Raw genomic sequence first — 16,551 nt, 5'->3', positions numbered from 1 at the left:
ATGCACAGACATTTTTTGATTTATAAACCTTATCGCATGTTGAGTCAATTTATGACTAATGATAGACATCAAAAAAACAAAAGGTTTTTAGGTGAACTCTATGAATTTCCCGAAAATGCAATGGCTATAGGAAGACTAGATGAACAATCTGAAGGTCTATTATTAATTACAACAGATGGTCAATTAAGTCATCATATCAATAAATCTGGTAAAGTAGATAAAGAATATGCTGCTCTAGTAGATGGTTTAATAACTGATAAGGCTATCACACAATTGCAAAATGGTGTTACCATTAGTATCAATGGTTCAACCTATGATACAAAGCCATGTCAGGTACAAAAACCACATCAGACTCCAGATTTACCTGAGACGAAGCAAAAAATAAGAGATGAACGCCATGGCCCAACATCATGGGTAAATGTGACCTTGAGTGAAGGCAAATTTAGACAAGTGCGAAAAATGACAGGCGTTGTAGGCTTTCCTACTTTAAGACTTGCTCGAGTAAGAATCGGGCCGTATAATATCGATTCATTAAAAAATCAAGAGGTTATTGAAATATCTGATCAAGAGATTAGATCGCTACTCTTTTATGACTATTAATAGAGATTTTACTCCTGCATTAATCATACATATTTTTTGTTCCATAACCTCACCTTCATCGTCTCTAATAACAATTCCAGAGGTGTTGGGTGCAGAGTAACCTTGATTAAGAGCTTCAATTTCTATTTTATTAAATCCATCTTTTAAGGTAATAGGAAAACCTTGAGCGGCATTTAAGAGCGTCATGTCTGTAATCAGGATTTCATCATTGAGCCATATACGAACACGATCGCCATCTTCTAACCTAGGATCCCAAAGAGTCATCTTTAAGATTTGTTTACCAGTTCTGATTTCACCTAGATAAGTATCATTGATAAAATTAACTGGTGGCGCATCGCTTTTAAATTTTTGTCCTTGAAAGCGTACACCTGGATCCAGTAGATCTGTCTTTTGAGTAAGATCTATGGTAGGCGTTTCACTAGGTCTTACATACTTCTTCTCTTCTGTACTATTAGGAAATAACATAGAACCACTAGTATTAGTTCCAGAAGGTACTGGTTCTATGGTACGTGGTGTGGTAGTAGGGATTTCTTGCGCAGTTGTAAATGCACTAGTAAGTACGATAAGAAATATAAAAAACTTGTTCATGATTTAAAGCTAGCAAAAGTCTTGCCTAAAACGTTGAATTTTAGACATAATTATGACTTAATTAATATAAAAAGGTTTAATCACGCTTTCGCGAAAGCGTAATTAAACCCATTATATAGAAAATAAGGTTATGCTAGACGTTCAATCTTAGCACCTATTTTTTTCAATCGGGTATCGATATTTTGATATCCGCGATCGATTTGTTCAATGTTATGTATGGTGCTAGTACCTTTTGCACTCAAAGCAGCGATCAGTAATGAGATACCAGCACGTATGTCTGGAGAAGTCATGGTAGTCGCTTTTAAACTAGACTGAAAATCATGTCCTATAACACTAGCCCTATGTGGATCACAAAGAATGATTTTTGCGCCCATGTCAATCAATTTATCGACAAAGAATAAGCGACTTTCAAACATTTTTTGATGAATCAGTACACTACCTCTAGCCTGTGTTGCCACAACTAAAATAATACTTAATAGATCTGGCGTAAATCCAGGCCATGGTGCATCAGATATGGTAAGAATAGAACCGTCGATATAATTTTGAATTTCATAACCATCTGTATGAGCTGGAATAAAAATATCATCACCTTTACGTTCTATCGTAATTCCTAATTTTCTAAATGTATCTGGAATAATACCTAATTCATCATAAGCAACGTTCTTAATGTTGACTTCACTTTTAGTCATTGCAGCAAGTCCTATCCAGCTACCTATTTCTATCATATCTGGAAGTATGGTATGTGTCGTACCACCTAATTTTTTAACACCATTAATAGTTAACATATTAGAACCAATTCCTTTAATATCAGCACCCATACGTACTAACATTTTACAAAGCTGCTGTAAATATGGTTCACACGCTGCGTTGTAAATGGTCGTTTCACCAGTAGCCATTACAGCTGCCATAACGATGTTAGCCGTTCCGGTAACAGATGCTTCATCCAGCAACATATAGGTTCCATGAAGCTCATCTGCCTCTACTCCATAGAAATATTCTTCTTTGTTATATCTAAATTTTGCTCCTAGTTTAATAAATCCTTCAAAGTGCGTGTCTAGTCTTCTACGACCTATTTTATCACCACCTGGACGTGGGATATAACCTTTACCAAAACGTGCTAATAAAGGTCCTACTAACATAATTGAACCTCTTAATCCACGACCTTGCACTTTATACTCTTCAGATTGCAGGAAATCTAGATCGACTTGATCTGCTTGAAAGGTATATGATTCAGGCCCATTTTTAGTAACCTTAACGCCTAAGTTATTTAAGAGAGCAATCAATTTATTAACGTCTATAATGTCTGGAACGTTATTGATGCGTACTGGTTCATCAGTTAATAAAACGGCACATAATATTTGTAACGCCTCGTTTTTTGCTCCTTGTGGTTGAATATCACCCTTTAATTGGTGTCCACCTTCTATAATGAATGTTCCCATTTTTGTATCTTATTAATATTTTAAAAATACGAGTATAGTGACGGCTTGAAAAGCTTTCTAGCGATAACTATTCATATTTAATTAACAATGCTATTAACTAAAAAAAGCAGCCCATGGGCTGCTTTTTTTTGATTACATTATAATTATCTAGATCGTTTATGATTACGATTATTAGATTTATAATTACGTTTATTATTACGTCGTGGTGGATTGGTACTATGATCTCTACGACCTACTGTTTTGTGAATTAAGGATTTTGAATCTAGAAGATCTTCTTCTTTTGCAGCTAGATTGATCTGGCCGTTACTCATTTCAAATAGATGCTTAAAAATCACATTGTCATCAACCGAATCCTTATTCCAGTTAAGGAAGGATTTTTTCATGTGATTTGCGATAATAAAAGTAAGTGCTTCACGCTTTTCACCTTTTTCCCAGCTCAACGCTACATCGATCATGTTTTGAATATTATTCCCATAAAAACGATATTTAGGTCGTTTTTGAGGATAAGGCATGCGCTCTGGTGAAGCTGCTAATTGCTCTGGATCTGGTAATGGATATGGAGAATCTGCATCTAAATCAAAATCTGCTATGACAAATAATTGATCCCAAAGCTTGTGTTGGAAATCTGCTACGTCACGTAAATGAGGATTAAGGTTACCCATAACGCCTACAATTGCTGTAGCCATGCGGTTGCGTTCTTCCTTAGTTTCTAAAGCTTTACAATGCTCAACTAATTTTTGAATATGTCTCCCATATTCAGGTATATTGAGGTGATTACGCTCTGTATTGTATTCTAATGATGGTACCAAAATGATTTTTTAATTACTTGTGAAGAGCTGCAAAATAAACAATTTACAGCAATTATATGATATATTATTTATAAAGAAATAACACCATCTATTTCTCCTACTTCTTTATATTTTTCAATTACAGCGTCAGGAGATTTCATGGTTACTTTAATTGAAATACTGGTATAAGTTCCTTTACTTGAAACCTTATTGTCTATAATTGCTCCTAGCCCATCAAATATATTTGAAATTTTATCTAACTTCTCTGGTAAAGAAGGTACTATAAATTTATACATATATTTTGCAGGCCAGACACTAGTTTCAGCTAGTTGATCTTTAAGGTTTTTGTAAAACGAGTCAGAATTATTTTTGTCCATAATATAAATATCTACAAATATAAGTCAACATATAATGCTGCACTAAAATTGAATTTAGTTATTTTGTACCTGTTATGACAGATTGTAAACGAATATTGCTAATAGGTGGACCAGGATCTGGTAAAACCACCCTAGTGAACTATATAGAATCCCAAGGTATCATCGTACATCACGAAATATCTAGACAGGTAACTCTAGAAGCTCAAGAAAAAGGAATAGAACAGTTGTTTTTAACTGATCCGTTAGCTTTTAGTAATAGTTTACTGGCTGGCAGAATTAACCAATTTAAAAATGCAACTTCAGGAATTAATTACTATGACCGTGGCATACCAGATGTACCTGCATATCATGTGTTTACTGGCGATCCTATACCAGATAATTACATAACTGCCTGCAAGGAATATCAGTATGATGTTGTTTTTCATTTACCGCCATGGAAAGAAATTTATGAATCTGATAATGAACGTTATGAGACCTTTGAGCAAGCACAACAAATCAGTAATATTTTAGTAGATTATTATAAAAAGTTTAATTATAAACCTATCGATGTGCCTCAAGGCACCATAGAACAACGTTTTCAATTTATACAAGATCAACTTAACTTTTGAATCTAGAAGCAAAGAACATATTAAAAAACACCTTTGGTTTTGATCAATTTAGGCCACAGCAAGAAGAGATTATAAATGCCGTTATTGAAGGTTATGATGTCATGGCTCTCTTACCTACTGGTGGTGGAAAATCTCTATGTTATCAAATTTCAGGATTAGTACGCACAGGAATTTGTATTGTAATTTCTCCATTAGTAGCATTAATTAAAGATCAGGTAAATGCCCTTAAACAAAAAGGAATAAAAGCTACTGGTATCACTGGTGGCATAAGTTATAAAGACCTCGATGATATTCTAGATAATTGTATTTATGGACAATATCAATTTCTATATTTAAGTCCAGAACGATTGCAACAAAGTCTCGTGCAAGAACGTATATCTAAAATGCGAGTTTCTTTAATCGCAGTAGATGAAGCTCACTGTGTAAGTCAATGGGGTCATGACTTCAGACCTGCCTACAGAGACATTAACTTATTACGCACTATTCATAAAGAAATCCCTATAATAGCAGTTACAGCAACGGCTACAGAATCGGTGCAACTCGATATTATCGATAACCTAGAATTAAAAAGTGCTCAAGTATTTAAAAACAGTTATTTGAGGCCCAATATATCTTATCAAATAACAAATACTACAGATAAAAACGACTCTTACATCAATTTTTACAAAAAGTATGTAGGTAGTTCGGTTACTTATGTACGTAGTAGAAAAAATGCCATTACCTACTCTAGATTACTTACCACAAATGGTATTTCTTCTGGTTTTTTTCATGGAGGATTGCCCAATAAGGTGAAAGTCGATACCGCCCAACGATGGATGAAGAATGAAACCCAAGTCATAGTTGCGACTAACGCTTTTGGGATGGGAATAGATAAACCAGATGTGCGTACAGTCACTCATCTACAACTACCAGACAGTATAGAAAGTTATTATCAAGAAACTGGTCGTGCAGGACGCGATGGTAAAGAAAGTATAGCACAGTTTTTTTATAATATTAATGATATTAATCACGCTCAAAATCAATTCATCAAATCTCTACCTACTGTAGAAAATATCAAATTTGTTTATCGCAAACTCAATAATTACCTGCGTATTGCGATGCATGAAGGGGAAAATACGACTCATCAATTAAGCTTCTCAGACTTTGCAACCACCTACTCTATTAATGGAATGATGTGTTATAATGCACTTCTGACGTTAGACCGTTTTAGTGTGATTAGTTTATCACAAAGTTACCATAGAAGGTCTAATATACGCTTTCGCGAAAGCGGGAAAAATATCATTGATTTTCTAGGAAATCAAAAAGATATGAATGCCATTGTTCAAGCTATTTTGAGGACATACGGTAGCAGTACTTATCAAGACTTAGAAATCAACACCTCAATAATCGCGTTACGTAGTAACACGAGCGAGCAAAAAGTGATTGAAACACTACAGAAACTTGAAGAACTAGAACTGATAGAGGCTAATATTATTGATGCAGATACCCAAATTAACTTCTTAGAACCACGTGATGACGATCGCACTATCAACAGATTTTCTAAAGAACTTACTAAACAGAATAAAATAAAAAAACAAAAGCTAGAGCAAATGTTCTACTTAGTTACTCAAAAACAAAAATGTATTAATGTTCTTATCCTGAGATACTTTGGCGAGAAATCCCAACCTTGTGGTAAGTGCTCTGTTTGTATCGGTAAAGTGCCTCAAATTCTGGTACTAGATAAAATTAAAGATCTGCTAATTAATAAGGATTTAAATAGCGGCGATATCGCATCTTTGCTACCACAAATAGATAAAAATAATTTAATAGAAACCATAAGCTTGCTATTAGAGCAAGGAAAAGTTTCTCTTCTGGACAATCATAAATATCACTGGAATGGATAAACCCTTAAAAATTGTGTTTTTTGGCACACCTGAATTTGCTACAGGTGTATTAGAGACTTTACATAATTCTCATCATCAAATCGTTGCGGTTGTTACTGCTGTTGATAAACCTGCAGGACGTGGTAGGAAGTTAAATGAAAGTCACGTAAAACAGTTTGCTATTCAAAACAACATCCCTGTTTTACAACCTAGTAATCTAAAAGCGCCAGAATTTACAAAAGAATTAAAGAGCTATAATGCAGATTTACAAGTAATTGTAGCTTTCAGAATGCTTCCTAAGGTGGTATGGAACATGCCTGCCATGGGAACTTTTAACCTACATGCTAGCCTTTTACCCGAATATAGAGGTGCTGCACCTATTAACTGGGCTATTATTAATCAAGAATCGCAATCTGGTGTTACGACATTTTTCATTGATGAAAAAATAGATACTGGAGCTATTATAGACCAACAAAGTTGTGACATTGATGAAAACGAAACGGTAGGCACCTTATATAAGAAGCTTATGGACATGGGAAGTATCTTATCGCTTAACACCGTAAATAACATTGCAGCTGGCAAGATTACGACGCAAACACAGCCTATGAAGGACACTCTCAAAGAGGCTCCAAAGCTTAACGCTGCAAATACTACAATAGACTGGAACAATAGTACCAAAGCCGTAAATGCTATGGTGAGAGGATTATATCCTTTTCCTGTTGCAAAAGCTGTTTTAATACAAGAAAATATAGAAACAGTTAAAATTTATCAGACATCAGTAAGATTAGAAAAGCATAAAATGAATCCTGGAAGTATTGTTATTGAAGATGATATTTTTAAAGTAGCATGTACCGATGGGTTTTTAATCATAGATGAAATGCAATTACCCAATAAAAAAAGAATGGATGTAAAAAGTCTATTGAACGGATATAACTTTAGCGCTGACGCTAGATTCCACAACGGATTGCTGTAAATTCAGTTAAAAAGTCTTAACTTATTAACAATCGTCCAGTTTTATAAACAAATTTTATCATTTATCGCTCTAATCCTTGTGTGGTAGCATAATCCGTATAAATTTGTTCCACGTTTTAGTTTAACCAACATTAATTTAATTTCAATTATGAACAAAACAGATTTAATCGAAGGAATGGCAGAGCATGCTGGTATTTCAAAAGCAGCAGCTAAAAAAGCATTAGAATCTTTCTTAGGTAACGTAGAAAAGTGTCTTAAAAAAGGTGATAGAGTATCTTTAGTAGGATTCGGATCTTTCTCAGTTTCTAAAAGAGCTGCACGTGAAGGTAGAAACCCACAAACTGGAAAAACTATCAAAATCGCTGCTAAAAAAGTAGTGAAATTCAAAGCAGGTAGCGATTTACAGAAAGCTGTAAACTAATTACCACTTTGTTGAAAGTATCAACCCGATTCTGAAAAGAATCGGGTTTTTCTTTGTCTTAAAATGTCAGTGAAATAGAATTATAGAAAATTATCGTGAACTGCATGGGTGTTTTTAAAAATAATTATTTAAGTTTAAGAATAATTAATTCATGAAAACAACAGAACTACATAAAGGAAGCTTACTTGTTTCAGAACCTAATATTATAGGTGATGAATCTTTCTCCAGATCAGTAGTGCTATTAACTGAATATGATGAGAATGGAATTGTGGGCTTTATTCTTAATAAACCGTTACAATTCACACTTAATGATTTAGTTCCAGAAATAGGCTTAGAACTTCCTGTTTTTCAAGGTGGTCCTGTAGAAATGGATAATTTATATTTCTTACATTCAATCCCAGACTTGATTCCCAACTCACACCTTATAGCAGATAATATTTATTGGGGTGGTGATTTTCAACGTGTACACCATCTTATAAGTGAAAATAAGATCACTGGTGATGAGATTAAATTTTTCTTGGGATATTCTGGATGGCATAAAGATCAACTGTTACAAGAGATTAATGAGCGTTCTTGGGTTATCAAACCTAATACCTCGTCAGAACTTATCTTATCTGATGAAATTCACGGCTTGTGGAAGAAGGAAATGTTAGAATTAGGCGGTAGTTATGAGTTATGGTCTAATGCACCAGAAAACCCTTCTTATAACTAATCGAAAAATTTATCATTAAAAATTTCTAATAATTCTGTTGCTAATTCTTTATTGAATTCTTTTTTTCTGTATTTGTTTACACTTTGAATTCCCTTTATGACATTAGTTGTGAAAATTTCATCAGCACGTTGTAATTCAAATGGTGATAATGTTTCTTCTATGATATCATAATCGAGCATGCGCTTCAATTGCTGTATGACTTGTTCTCTCATTAAACCATTAAGACAACCGTCTAATACTGGTGGAGTTTTTACTTTATTACCTGTTCTAACAAAGACATTTCCAGAAATACCTTCGGTAATCATTTTTTTCTCATTTACCAGAAACATTTCTTGGTAGTCATTATCTAATGCATACCTACCAGCAAGAACATTAACAATCTTATTTGTGGATTTAATGGTATTTAATAATCCAGATAAAACGTAGTGATCTTTAAATAACTCGGCTATACGATTTGTATTATTTTGATAAATACCATCTAATTCTGTAGATTGAATGCTGTAATGTACACCATTATCTAAAGGTGTATAAAGACCACCAAACTTACGCCATACCGTAAATCTCACTCTAGCATGTCCTGTATTGAAGTTATTTTGATTTAATATATCAACTATTGAATCTTCAATAAACTCTGGTGTAAAGGATGCTGGAATATCCATTCTTAAAATACGCATACCAGACATAAGTCTAAAATAATGCGCTTCATAAAGTAATGGTTTCCCGTTGAAACATCTTATTGTTTCAAATATCCCATCTCCATAAAATGTTCCTCTATTATTAAATGCAATGGTAGCATAATTACTAGATTTTAACTCACCGTCAATATTTACCATAAAAAAAGCCCTGTTTAATTCAGGGCTCAAAATTAGGTATAGAAATTAGGTTTAACTAGAACCTAGTACTTTTTTTAACTCTCCAATTTGATTTTCCCAAAACATTTTTTGATCATCTACCTCATCTTCATCATCTCCAAAATCAGTAATCATTAAAGAAACATCCTTTGTAATCTCATCAACTTGAATACTCATTTCAAAATATTTTTTAGTATCCTCATCATAATCCCATTGAAAACGAGCTCTTTCTTCACTAACTCGTTTGATAATTTTTGCTTTTTCCTCAGATCCATCCCAGATAAATCTAAAGTACTCACCTCTACTATTTACATTATCTGCAAACCATTCTGACATTCCTGATGGTGTTGCGATGTATTGATACAATAATGCTGGTGAGACGTGAATAGGAAACTCCAGGTTAAATTTGATTGGTTCTTGCATGAGATAATTACTTTGATGGCAATATAGTAGATAAATCCTGAAAAGAAAAAATCAATTTCAGAAAAATATTAAGAGAATTAGATTTGGTTAGAATAAAGAAATAAGTATATATTTGCAGCCGCTTAGGCAAGTTTGCTTAACATGGCGTGGTAGCTCAGCTGGTTAGAGCGCAGCACTCATAATGCTGAGGTCGGCGGATCGTGCCCGCCCCACGCTACGAAAGTCCTCTTTTAAAGAGGACTTTTTTATTTTCTAGTAGTTCCTCTTTCTAGTAATGTAGTCTTTAAGGTATGAATACGAGTTACTTGTACCTCATCTTTATTCTTCATTAAGTTTAAAATTCTAGTAAAGGTTTTTTTACCTAATTCTTTTGAATGTTGATCTACTACGGTTAATTGAGGATATGAATATTTTGCCATTGTACTATTAGAATAGCATATAATCTGTAATTGTTCTGGAACTTTAATATCTAATTCCTTTGCTTTATTAAGTGCCATAATACCTGATCGTTGATCTAAAGCTATGATTGCATCAGTTTTTTTACTGGTCAAGGTTTCTTCCATTTTCTTCATAAAAATGTCATCCTCATCTTCTAATACATATTCAAGCTTTAAATCTGGACAATTATCGACTTTCAACCTTATTCCTTTTTCTCTAAGTTGTCCAACACTTAATTTACTAATAGTTGAAGCAACACATAAATTACGATCTCCTTTTTTCTTTAAAAAGTCTACTAATCTAGATCCAGAAGCTGCATCATCAACTATTATCTTATCACAGTCTAAATCATCAATAACTCTATCAAACATGACTAATTTTAAATCGGAGTTGAGGATATCATTGTAATGCTCATATTGATTAAGCTCTTGTGTTTCCATTGATGCAGCAATGATAAATCCATCTACAGCACCGTTAGAAAACATTTCTATATAATCCCTTTCCTTTATATAAGATTCATTGGAAATACAAATTACAATTTTGTAATTGTGTTGAGAAGCCTCTTCTTCTATTCCCATCAATACTTGTCCAAAAAAATCATTCACTATTTCTGGAAGTACTACGGCAATTGTTCTGGTCTCTCTATTTCTTAGAGACGCAGCTGCCGTGTTAGGCCTATACCCCATTAATTTAGCTAGTTCTTTAACACGTGTTTTGGTATCTATACTAATCTCTGCACTGTCCTTCAAAGCTTTGGACACTGTAGATGTAGATAGTTGTAATTTCTCAGCAAGTACTTTTAGCGTTGGCTTTTGATTCATTGTAGTAGTTCTAAAAAGTAAAGATAAGTTTAAATCGTAATATTTTTTGAATTAATGCTTTCGCGGAAGCGTAAAAAAAACTTAACGTTTTTAAACATTTGTTAATTAAATCGATGAAATACACTTAAAACGGGTTGTTTGACGATTTTATAGATAAAACGCGAAATTACATCGGTATACTACGTTAATTTTACCGCACCCGAAAAATTAATTGTAGACGATTATGAAAAATTTTACCTTCCTAAATTGTAAAAATCTATTACTTAGTACTTTATTATTCTTTATTACTTTAATATCCGCTGCACAGACTAGCGAGGTTATAGTAACTGTTAACTGGCCAGCCTGGTCTGGTGAAAATTATTTACGTGTATACGACCCGAGTGGTACTACTCTATTAGATCTGTGTAACCCTGCAAGTTGTTACACTGGTGCAAACACAAGTTACAATACATCTGTGAATATGGGTTGTTTAACTGATGCTAATAATTATAGAATCAGAATGTATGACAGATATGGAGACCAATGGAATGGTACAGGTGCAAATGTAACCATCACTTCTGGTGGTAATGTAGTATTAAGCACTAACCACGGTGGTGGTGCCAGTTCTACCGCTAATTTTAATGTGTATGGTGGTGGATCTGCTTGTGTATCGGGACCTCAAGAAATTGACATTTACGGTAATGGAGTTTTAATAGCAGATAATGATACAACACCAGATACCACAGATGGTACTGATCTAGGTATCGTTGAAGGTAGTGGAACATTAAGTTCTGTTTTTGTGATTACCAACTCTGGGAGCAATAATTTAAACCTTACAGGAACACCTAGAGTGGATATTACCGGTTTAAATGCGGCTGATTTTTCAATTACGACCCAACCTAATGCTACTATCGCTGGTGGTGCTACACAAGACATAATGATAAACTTTAATAGAGCTACTGCAGGTATTAGTACTGCTACTGTTACTATATTAAGTAATGATAGTGATGAGGCTTCCTATAACTTTAATATCACCGCTCAATCTGTAGCACCTCAATACACCATGTATTATGAAAATTTTGATAATGGTGCTGCTGGATGGACTTCAAACACGGGTTCTTTCAATTGGACACTAGGTACTACTTTTGAAAAAGGTGAAGGAGATTACTGGTATACCGATAATTTTAATAATTACCCTAACAATGCTGAGGCTGTATTAACTAGTCCTACGATATCAACATTAGGATATACTAATTTAAAGTTCTGGATAGACTTCAGGACAAATACTGCAGATACTGAAGATGGAATGCGCATTGAGTATAGTGCAAATGGCGGTACTACTTGGAATACTCTAGGCGCAGTAGGTAGTGGAGATAATTGGTATAATGGTAATGATGCTGATGGTATTGCAAATAACGCTCATGCATGGGTAGGTGACAATTCTAACTTAGATTCTAGCCTTAGTAGATTTGAAGAAGCATCACACGAGTTACCTGCTACTTTATATAATAACCCATTAGTAAGATTTAGAGTAAGATTTGAATCAGATAATAATGGACAACGTGATGATGGAGTTTTAATTGACAATGTTATCATTACTGGTTCTCCTCTAGCCTTACCTATGGCTACTGATGGACCAGCAGATGTTAGTGATAATTTAACTTTATGGTTAAGATCTCAAGACATACCTCAGGCCGATGGTAGTTTACTTACTAACTGGAATGACATGGCAATAGGTAATGATGCTAGCGAGATTGCATCTAGTGCTCCTACTTTTGCTAATAATATTGATCAAAATATTAACTTCAATCCAACTGTAAACTTTGATCGCTCTCAACAACAACATATGAGAGGTAAAGGTGGATTTAATTCTAATGATTACTGGATAGTTGTTAGAAGTTCTATTAACATGACTAATTCTCTTGCAGGAGAGACAATGTTATTAGGTGCAAAATATGCTCCTATTAACCCTGCAAAAGACCCATCTGGACTAGGTTGGGGACCAGTATCTGCCAGATATACAAATGAGGTTCTTGCTCATAGTGTAGGTACCGTTTCTGAGAATGATGCAAATAGTGGTTATGGTCGTGCATTTTCTGATGCTTCAAGAACATTTGATGATGTACACATTATTAATGTAAAAAACAATCCTTCAAATAATCAAACAGAAATGTATTTGAATGGTCGTAAAATTGATAACGCTACTGGTCAAACAACAGTTAGTAATCAAACCTTAAATTTTGAAGGTTTTACAAATAAACCATTTTATCTAGGTGCAGGAAGGTATCAATTAAATGGACTTCCTTTTGAAACCCATTTAGATGGTCAAATCACTGAGGTTTTCAGTTATAGAGATAAATTAGATGCTTCTGTACAACAACGTATTTATTCATACCTAGCTATTAAAAATGGTGTTTCACTTCACAACCCTACTAGTACTTTGGACGATCATAGAGCAGACTGGGATTATCTTAATAGTGACAATAATATCATATGGGACTACAGTCTAAATACAAATTATAATTATGACGTGGCTGCTATAGGTAGAGATGACGATTCTGATCTTAATCAAAAGCAATCTAAAAGTGAAAATTCTACTTCAATTGTAGCTATAGGTCTTGATAAAGTTGAAGATTTAGGAACAGATAATAGTAATACTTTCCAAAACGATAAGGACTTCCTTGTATGGGGACACAATGGCCAAGACTTAAATGCTTACGCAACTGTTCTAGATTATGATTTAGGTATTGTAAACGCCGTAGAAACTAACATAACAAGAATCAATCGTATATGGAAAATTAATGAGGTTGCGACCACTGATGTTGCTAAAACCGAAGTAAGAATTTCTACTACAGACTTCAATGGTCTACCAGCACTTACTGCTGACAGTAAATATGTTTTAATCGTCGCAGACGACGAAAACTTTACAACTAATCTAGAAACAGCATTCTTTAAAGATGATGGTTCTTACCAGCGCGCTAAGTACGATTTTGATGGTACAAAATACTTTACTATTGGTATTACTTATGTAAAGCAAGAAGAGCGCAGTATCTCTTTTGATGGAATAGATGATCATATTGAAATTCCAGAATCTGATGGATTAGGTGGTCGTTTTACATGTTCCGTTTGGATTTATAGTGAAGGTGCTAATAGTACTAGCTCTAATAAGACCATTGTTGCAAAAAGAACAGGGAATTCTGGATTCCAAATGTATTTAAGACCAGATAATAGAGTTGCTGTATGGTGGAACAATAGCGGTGCACAAGAAATTATCTCTAACACTGCTGTAGCAGATAATGCATGGAGACATATCGCTGTTACTTACAATGGATCTGATGTTACACTTTATATTGATGGTGTGATTGATAATACAGCTTCACTAGTGCCTCCGACTGCAGATTCAAATACTTTAAGTATAGGTGCTCGATTTGAAGACGAAAGTAATGTTATAGAGCACTGGAAAGGTGAACTAGACGAAATTAGAATGTGGAACATTCCTCTATCTACAGATCAAATTAGATTTATAATGAATCAAGAACTAGAAAATAATTCTGATTTAGTAAATGGAACCATCATACCTTATACAGTTTCTAAAAATGAAATTGCCTCTTTAGACTGGGATGAGCTTAATGCTTACTATAGTATGAATAGCTTTATCGGTACAGCTCTTAACGATGAATCTGTAAATGAAGGGTATGGTCGTATGGCAAACGAGAACTTTTTTGAACTTAAAAGTCAGACAGCTCCACTTCCTTATGAATCAAACGGAAATGGAACATGGGAAGATCAAAGCTCTTGGGAAAATGGTAGTAAGCAATTTACTCCTGGTAGTTACAGAAATATAGATGGTGCTACAGTAAAAATCGATTGGAACATTGTTAGATCTAACCATGACCTTGATATTTTAAATACAGATGTTGCATTATTAGGATTAATGTCACAATCTGGACAGATTAATGTTGATAATGATCATGGCCTTACCATTACACATTATCTTGAATTAGATGGTATTATTGATTTAAAAGGTGAATCTCAATTAATACAGACCGAAGACAGTGACCTAGTTGCTACTAGTGCTGGTCACCTAGAAAGAGATCAACAAGGAACTGCAGATAAATTTAACTACAATTACTGGACATCACCAGTAAGTAGAATCAGCAATACTAATAACAATGATGGTTTCAGTATAGCAGGTGTACTTAAAGACGGTACTTATGTTAACAATCCTCGTGACTTAAACTTTACAAACTATAATACACGTGATGGTGCAGCAGGAACCGCTAGTACAGCTGCTACTATTTCTTCAAGATGGTTGTATAAATATGGTAATCAAACTGGTGGTCAGTATTCTAACTGGCAACTAGTCGATCAAAACACAAACCTTAGTCCTGGTGAAGGATGGACTATGAAAGGTACCGGTGCTGGTGGAACCGCAGATGAGCAAAATTATGTATTTGTAGGTAAGCCTAATAATGGTGACATCGATTTACCTATTAATAATGGTAACGATTACCTAGTCGGTAATCCTTATCCTAGCGCACTTGATGCACACGAGTTTATTAATGATAATCCTAACATTGATGGTACTGTTTACTTCTGGGAACATTGGGGTGGTAACTCTCACCAGTTACAACAATATCAAGGTGGATATGCAATGTATAACCTATCTGGTGGATTAGGTAATGCAACCTATGGTACCTCTCACCCATCAGTTAATCAAGGTGGAATTGCAACAAAAGAACCAGGACGTTTTATTCCTGTTGCTCAAGGATTCTTTGTTTCAGGAATATCTGATGGTACTGTAAAATTCCGTAATGATCAACGTCAGTTTGTAAAAGAGTCTTCTGGTAATAGCATCTTTGTTGCAGCACCTGGTAGTAATGCAAACAGTAATCCATATTCTGGTTATAATACTCAAGGTGATATGCGACCTAAATTTAGATTTGGCTTTGATTCTCCTAGTGTTATTCACAGACAATTATTATTAACTATAGATCCTAATGCTAGTAGTGCAATTGATAGAGGTTTTGACGGTTATCAATACGATACTCAGACCGATGATATGTCATTCAAAATAGGTAGTAAGAGTTTAAATATTCAAGGTATTGATCAAATCTCTCAAAGTACTATTTTACCTTTAAATGTTAAGATAGGTACGACTGGAGTCATTACCATTAAAATAGATGAATTAGAGAATGTAGATCCTACTCAAGGAATATATCTTAAAGATGGTCTTAATAATACTTACCATGATTTAAGAGCTAGTGATTACACTAGTCCACAACTATGGGCTGGTAATTATAATGACAGATTTTTCATCGTATTTGATGATCCTACAACACTAAGTAATGATGATGTCGTTTTAAATGAAGATGATCTAATCATTTACACTCCTCAAGGAATGCATAGCCTTAACATTAAAAAAGGTGTAGAAATGACAATCGACTCTATCACCTTAACTAATATGTTAGGGCAACAAGTGAAGACTTGGACTGTATCAGATCAAAACGGAATCATAACTGTACCTACAGATCAAATCGCAAGTGGTAATTATATCGTTTCTATGGAAACTAACTACGGTGCTCAATCTAGAAAAGTAATTATCCAGTAAACTCATCTCAATTAAAAAATTTCAGGATTTAAACTATAATTAGTTTGAATCCTGAAATTTA

Annotated in this window: 14 protein-coding genes and 1 tRNA gene; 8 read left to right on the top strand and 7 right to left on the bottom strand. The window is 34.2% G+C overall.

What is annotated here, in order from left to right:
• The gene (locus tag IL45_RS14050; RefSeq protein ID WP_036585015.1) at positions 1-600 is read left to right on the top strand and encodes a pseudouridine synthase; all 600 of its coding nucleotides are present in this window, start codon (positions 1-3) and stop codon (positions 598-600) included.
• Here IL45_RS14050 and IL45_RS14855 read toward each other — a convergent pair.
• The 4 genes from IL45_RS14855 to IL45_RS14030 all read right to left on the bottom strand — a co-directional run bounded on the left by IL45_RS14855 (position 580) and on the right by IL45_RS14030 (position 3,792).
• The gene (locus tag IL45_RS14855; protein WP_051788743.1) at positions 580-1,188 is read right to left on the bottom strand and encodes a hypothetical protein; all 609 of its coding nucleotides are present in this window, start codon (positions 1,186-1,188) and stop codon (positions 580-582) included. The genes IL45_RS14050 and IL45_RS14855 overlap by 21 nt on opposite strands.
• A gap of 128 nt (positions 1,189-1,316) precedes the next feature.
• Entirely contained in the window at positions 1,317-2,627 is a 1,311-nt protein-coding gene (gene murA, locus IL45_RS14040; protein WP_036585013.1) for a UDP-N-acetylglucosamine 1-carboxyvinyltransferase, read from the bottom strand.
• A gap of 143 nt (positions 2,628-2,770) precedes the next feature.
• Complete coding sequence (locus tag IL45_RS14035) at positions 2,771-3,436, bottom strand: DUF4290 domain-containing protein (protein ID WP_036585012.1); 666 nt, start codon at positions 3,434-3,436, stop codon at positions 2,771-2,773.
• Positions 3,437-3,504: 68 nt separating this feature from the next.
• On the bottom strand, positions 3,505-3,792 hold the full coding sequence (locus IL45_RS14030; RefSeq protein ID WP_036585010.1) for a DUF493 family protein: 288 nt from the start codon (positions 3,790-3,792) through the stop codon (positions 3,505-3,507).
• A gap of 74 nt (positions 3,793-3,866) precedes the next feature.
• Here IL45_RS14030 and IL45_RS14025 point away from each other — a divergent pair, with 74 nt between their 5' ends.
• The 5 genes from IL45_RS14025 to IL45_RS14005 all read left to right on the top strand — a co-directional run bounded on the left by IL45_RS14025 (position 3,867) and on the right by IL45_RS14005 (position 8,367).
• Positions 3,867-4,400, top strand: a complete 534-nt coding sequence (locus IL45_RS14025) for an AAA family ATPase (protein ID WP_036585008.1) — start codon at positions 3,867-3,869, stop codon at positions 4,398-4,400.
• Positions 4,397-6,283 carry a RecQ family ATP-dependent DNA helicase gene (locus tag IL45_RS14020; RefSeq protein ID WP_036585007.1) on the top strand — a complete coding sequence of 629 codons (1,887 nt, stop codon included), beginning with the start codon at positions 4,397-4,399 and terminating at the stop codon, positions 6,281-6,283. The genes IL45_RS14025 and IL45_RS14020 overlap by 4 nt, the downstream gene beginning before the upstream one ends.
• Complete coding sequence (gene fmt / locus IL45_RS14015; RefSeq protein WP_036585006.1) at positions 6,276-7,235, top strand: methionyl-tRNA formyltransferase; 960 nt, start codon at positions 6,276-6,278, stop codon at positions 7,233-7,235. The genes IL45_RS14020 and fmt overlap by 8 nt, the downstream gene beginning before the upstream one ends.
• A gap of 147 nt (positions 7,236-7,382) precedes the next feature.
• Positions 7,383-7,655 carry an HU family DNA-binding protein gene (locus IL45_RS14010; RefSeq protein WP_036585005.1) on the top strand — a complete coding sequence of 91 codons (273 nt, stop codon included), beginning with the start codon at positions 7,383-7,385 and terminating at the stop codon, positions 7,653-7,655.
• A gap of 151 nt (positions 7,656-7,806) precedes the next feature.
• On the top strand, positions 7,807-8,367 hold the full coding sequence (locus IL45_RS14005; RefSeq protein WP_036585004.1) for a YqgE/AlgH family protein: 561 nt from the start codon (positions 7,807-7,809) through the stop codon (positions 8,365-8,367).
• Here the strand turns inward: IL45_RS14005 and IL45_RS14000 are convergent.
• Positions 8,364-9,200, bottom strand: a complete 837-nt coding sequence (locus IL45_RS14000) for an aminotransferase class IV (protein ID WP_036585003.1) — start codon at positions 9,198-9,200, stop codon at positions 8,364-8,366. The two genes, IL45_RS14005 and IL45_RS14000, sit on opposite strands and share 4 nt — an antisense overlap.
• A gap of 51 nt (positions 9,201-9,251) precedes the next feature.
• On the bottom strand, positions 9,252-9,641 hold the full coding sequence (locus IL45_RS13995; protein ID WP_036585002.1) for an START-like domain-containing protein: 390 nt from the start codon (positions 9,639-9,641) through the stop codon (positions 9,252-9,254).
• A gap of 143 nt (positions 9,642-9,784) precedes the next feature.
• Here IL45_RS13995 and IL45_RS13990 point away from each other — a divergent pair.
• Positions 9,785-9,858: transfer RNA gene (locus IL45_RS13990), tRNA-Met, on the top strand.
• Between the two features lie 28 nt (positions 9,859-9,886).
• On the opposite strand, the gene IL45_RS13985 is transcribed toward IL45_RS13990, so the two are convergent.
• Positions 9,887-10,900, bottom strand: a complete 1,014-nt coding sequence (locus tag IL45_RS13985; RefSeq protein ID WP_036585001.1) for a LacI family DNA-binding transcriptional regulator — start codon at positions 10,898-10,900, stop codon at positions 9,887-9,889.
• Positions 10,901-11,123: 223 nt separating this feature from the next.
• Here IL45_RS13985 and IL45_RS13980 point away from each other — a divergent pair, with 223 nt between their 5' ends.
• A complete protein-coding gene (locus IL45_RS13980) occupies positions 11,124-16,490 on the top strand; it encodes a LamG-like jellyroll fold domain-containing protein (RefSeq protein ID WP_036584999.1) in 5,367 nt (1,788 codons plus the stop codon).
• Positions 16,491-16,551 lie beyond the last annotated feature (61 nt).

The organism is Nonlabens ulvanivorans, assembly GCF_000732625.1.
GTDB classification, from domain to species: Bacteria; Bacteroidota; Bacteroidia; order Flavobacteriales; family Flavobacteriaceae; genus Nonlabens; species Nonlabens ulvanivorans.
This window is presented reverse-complemented; position numbering and strand designations above follow the sequence as displayed.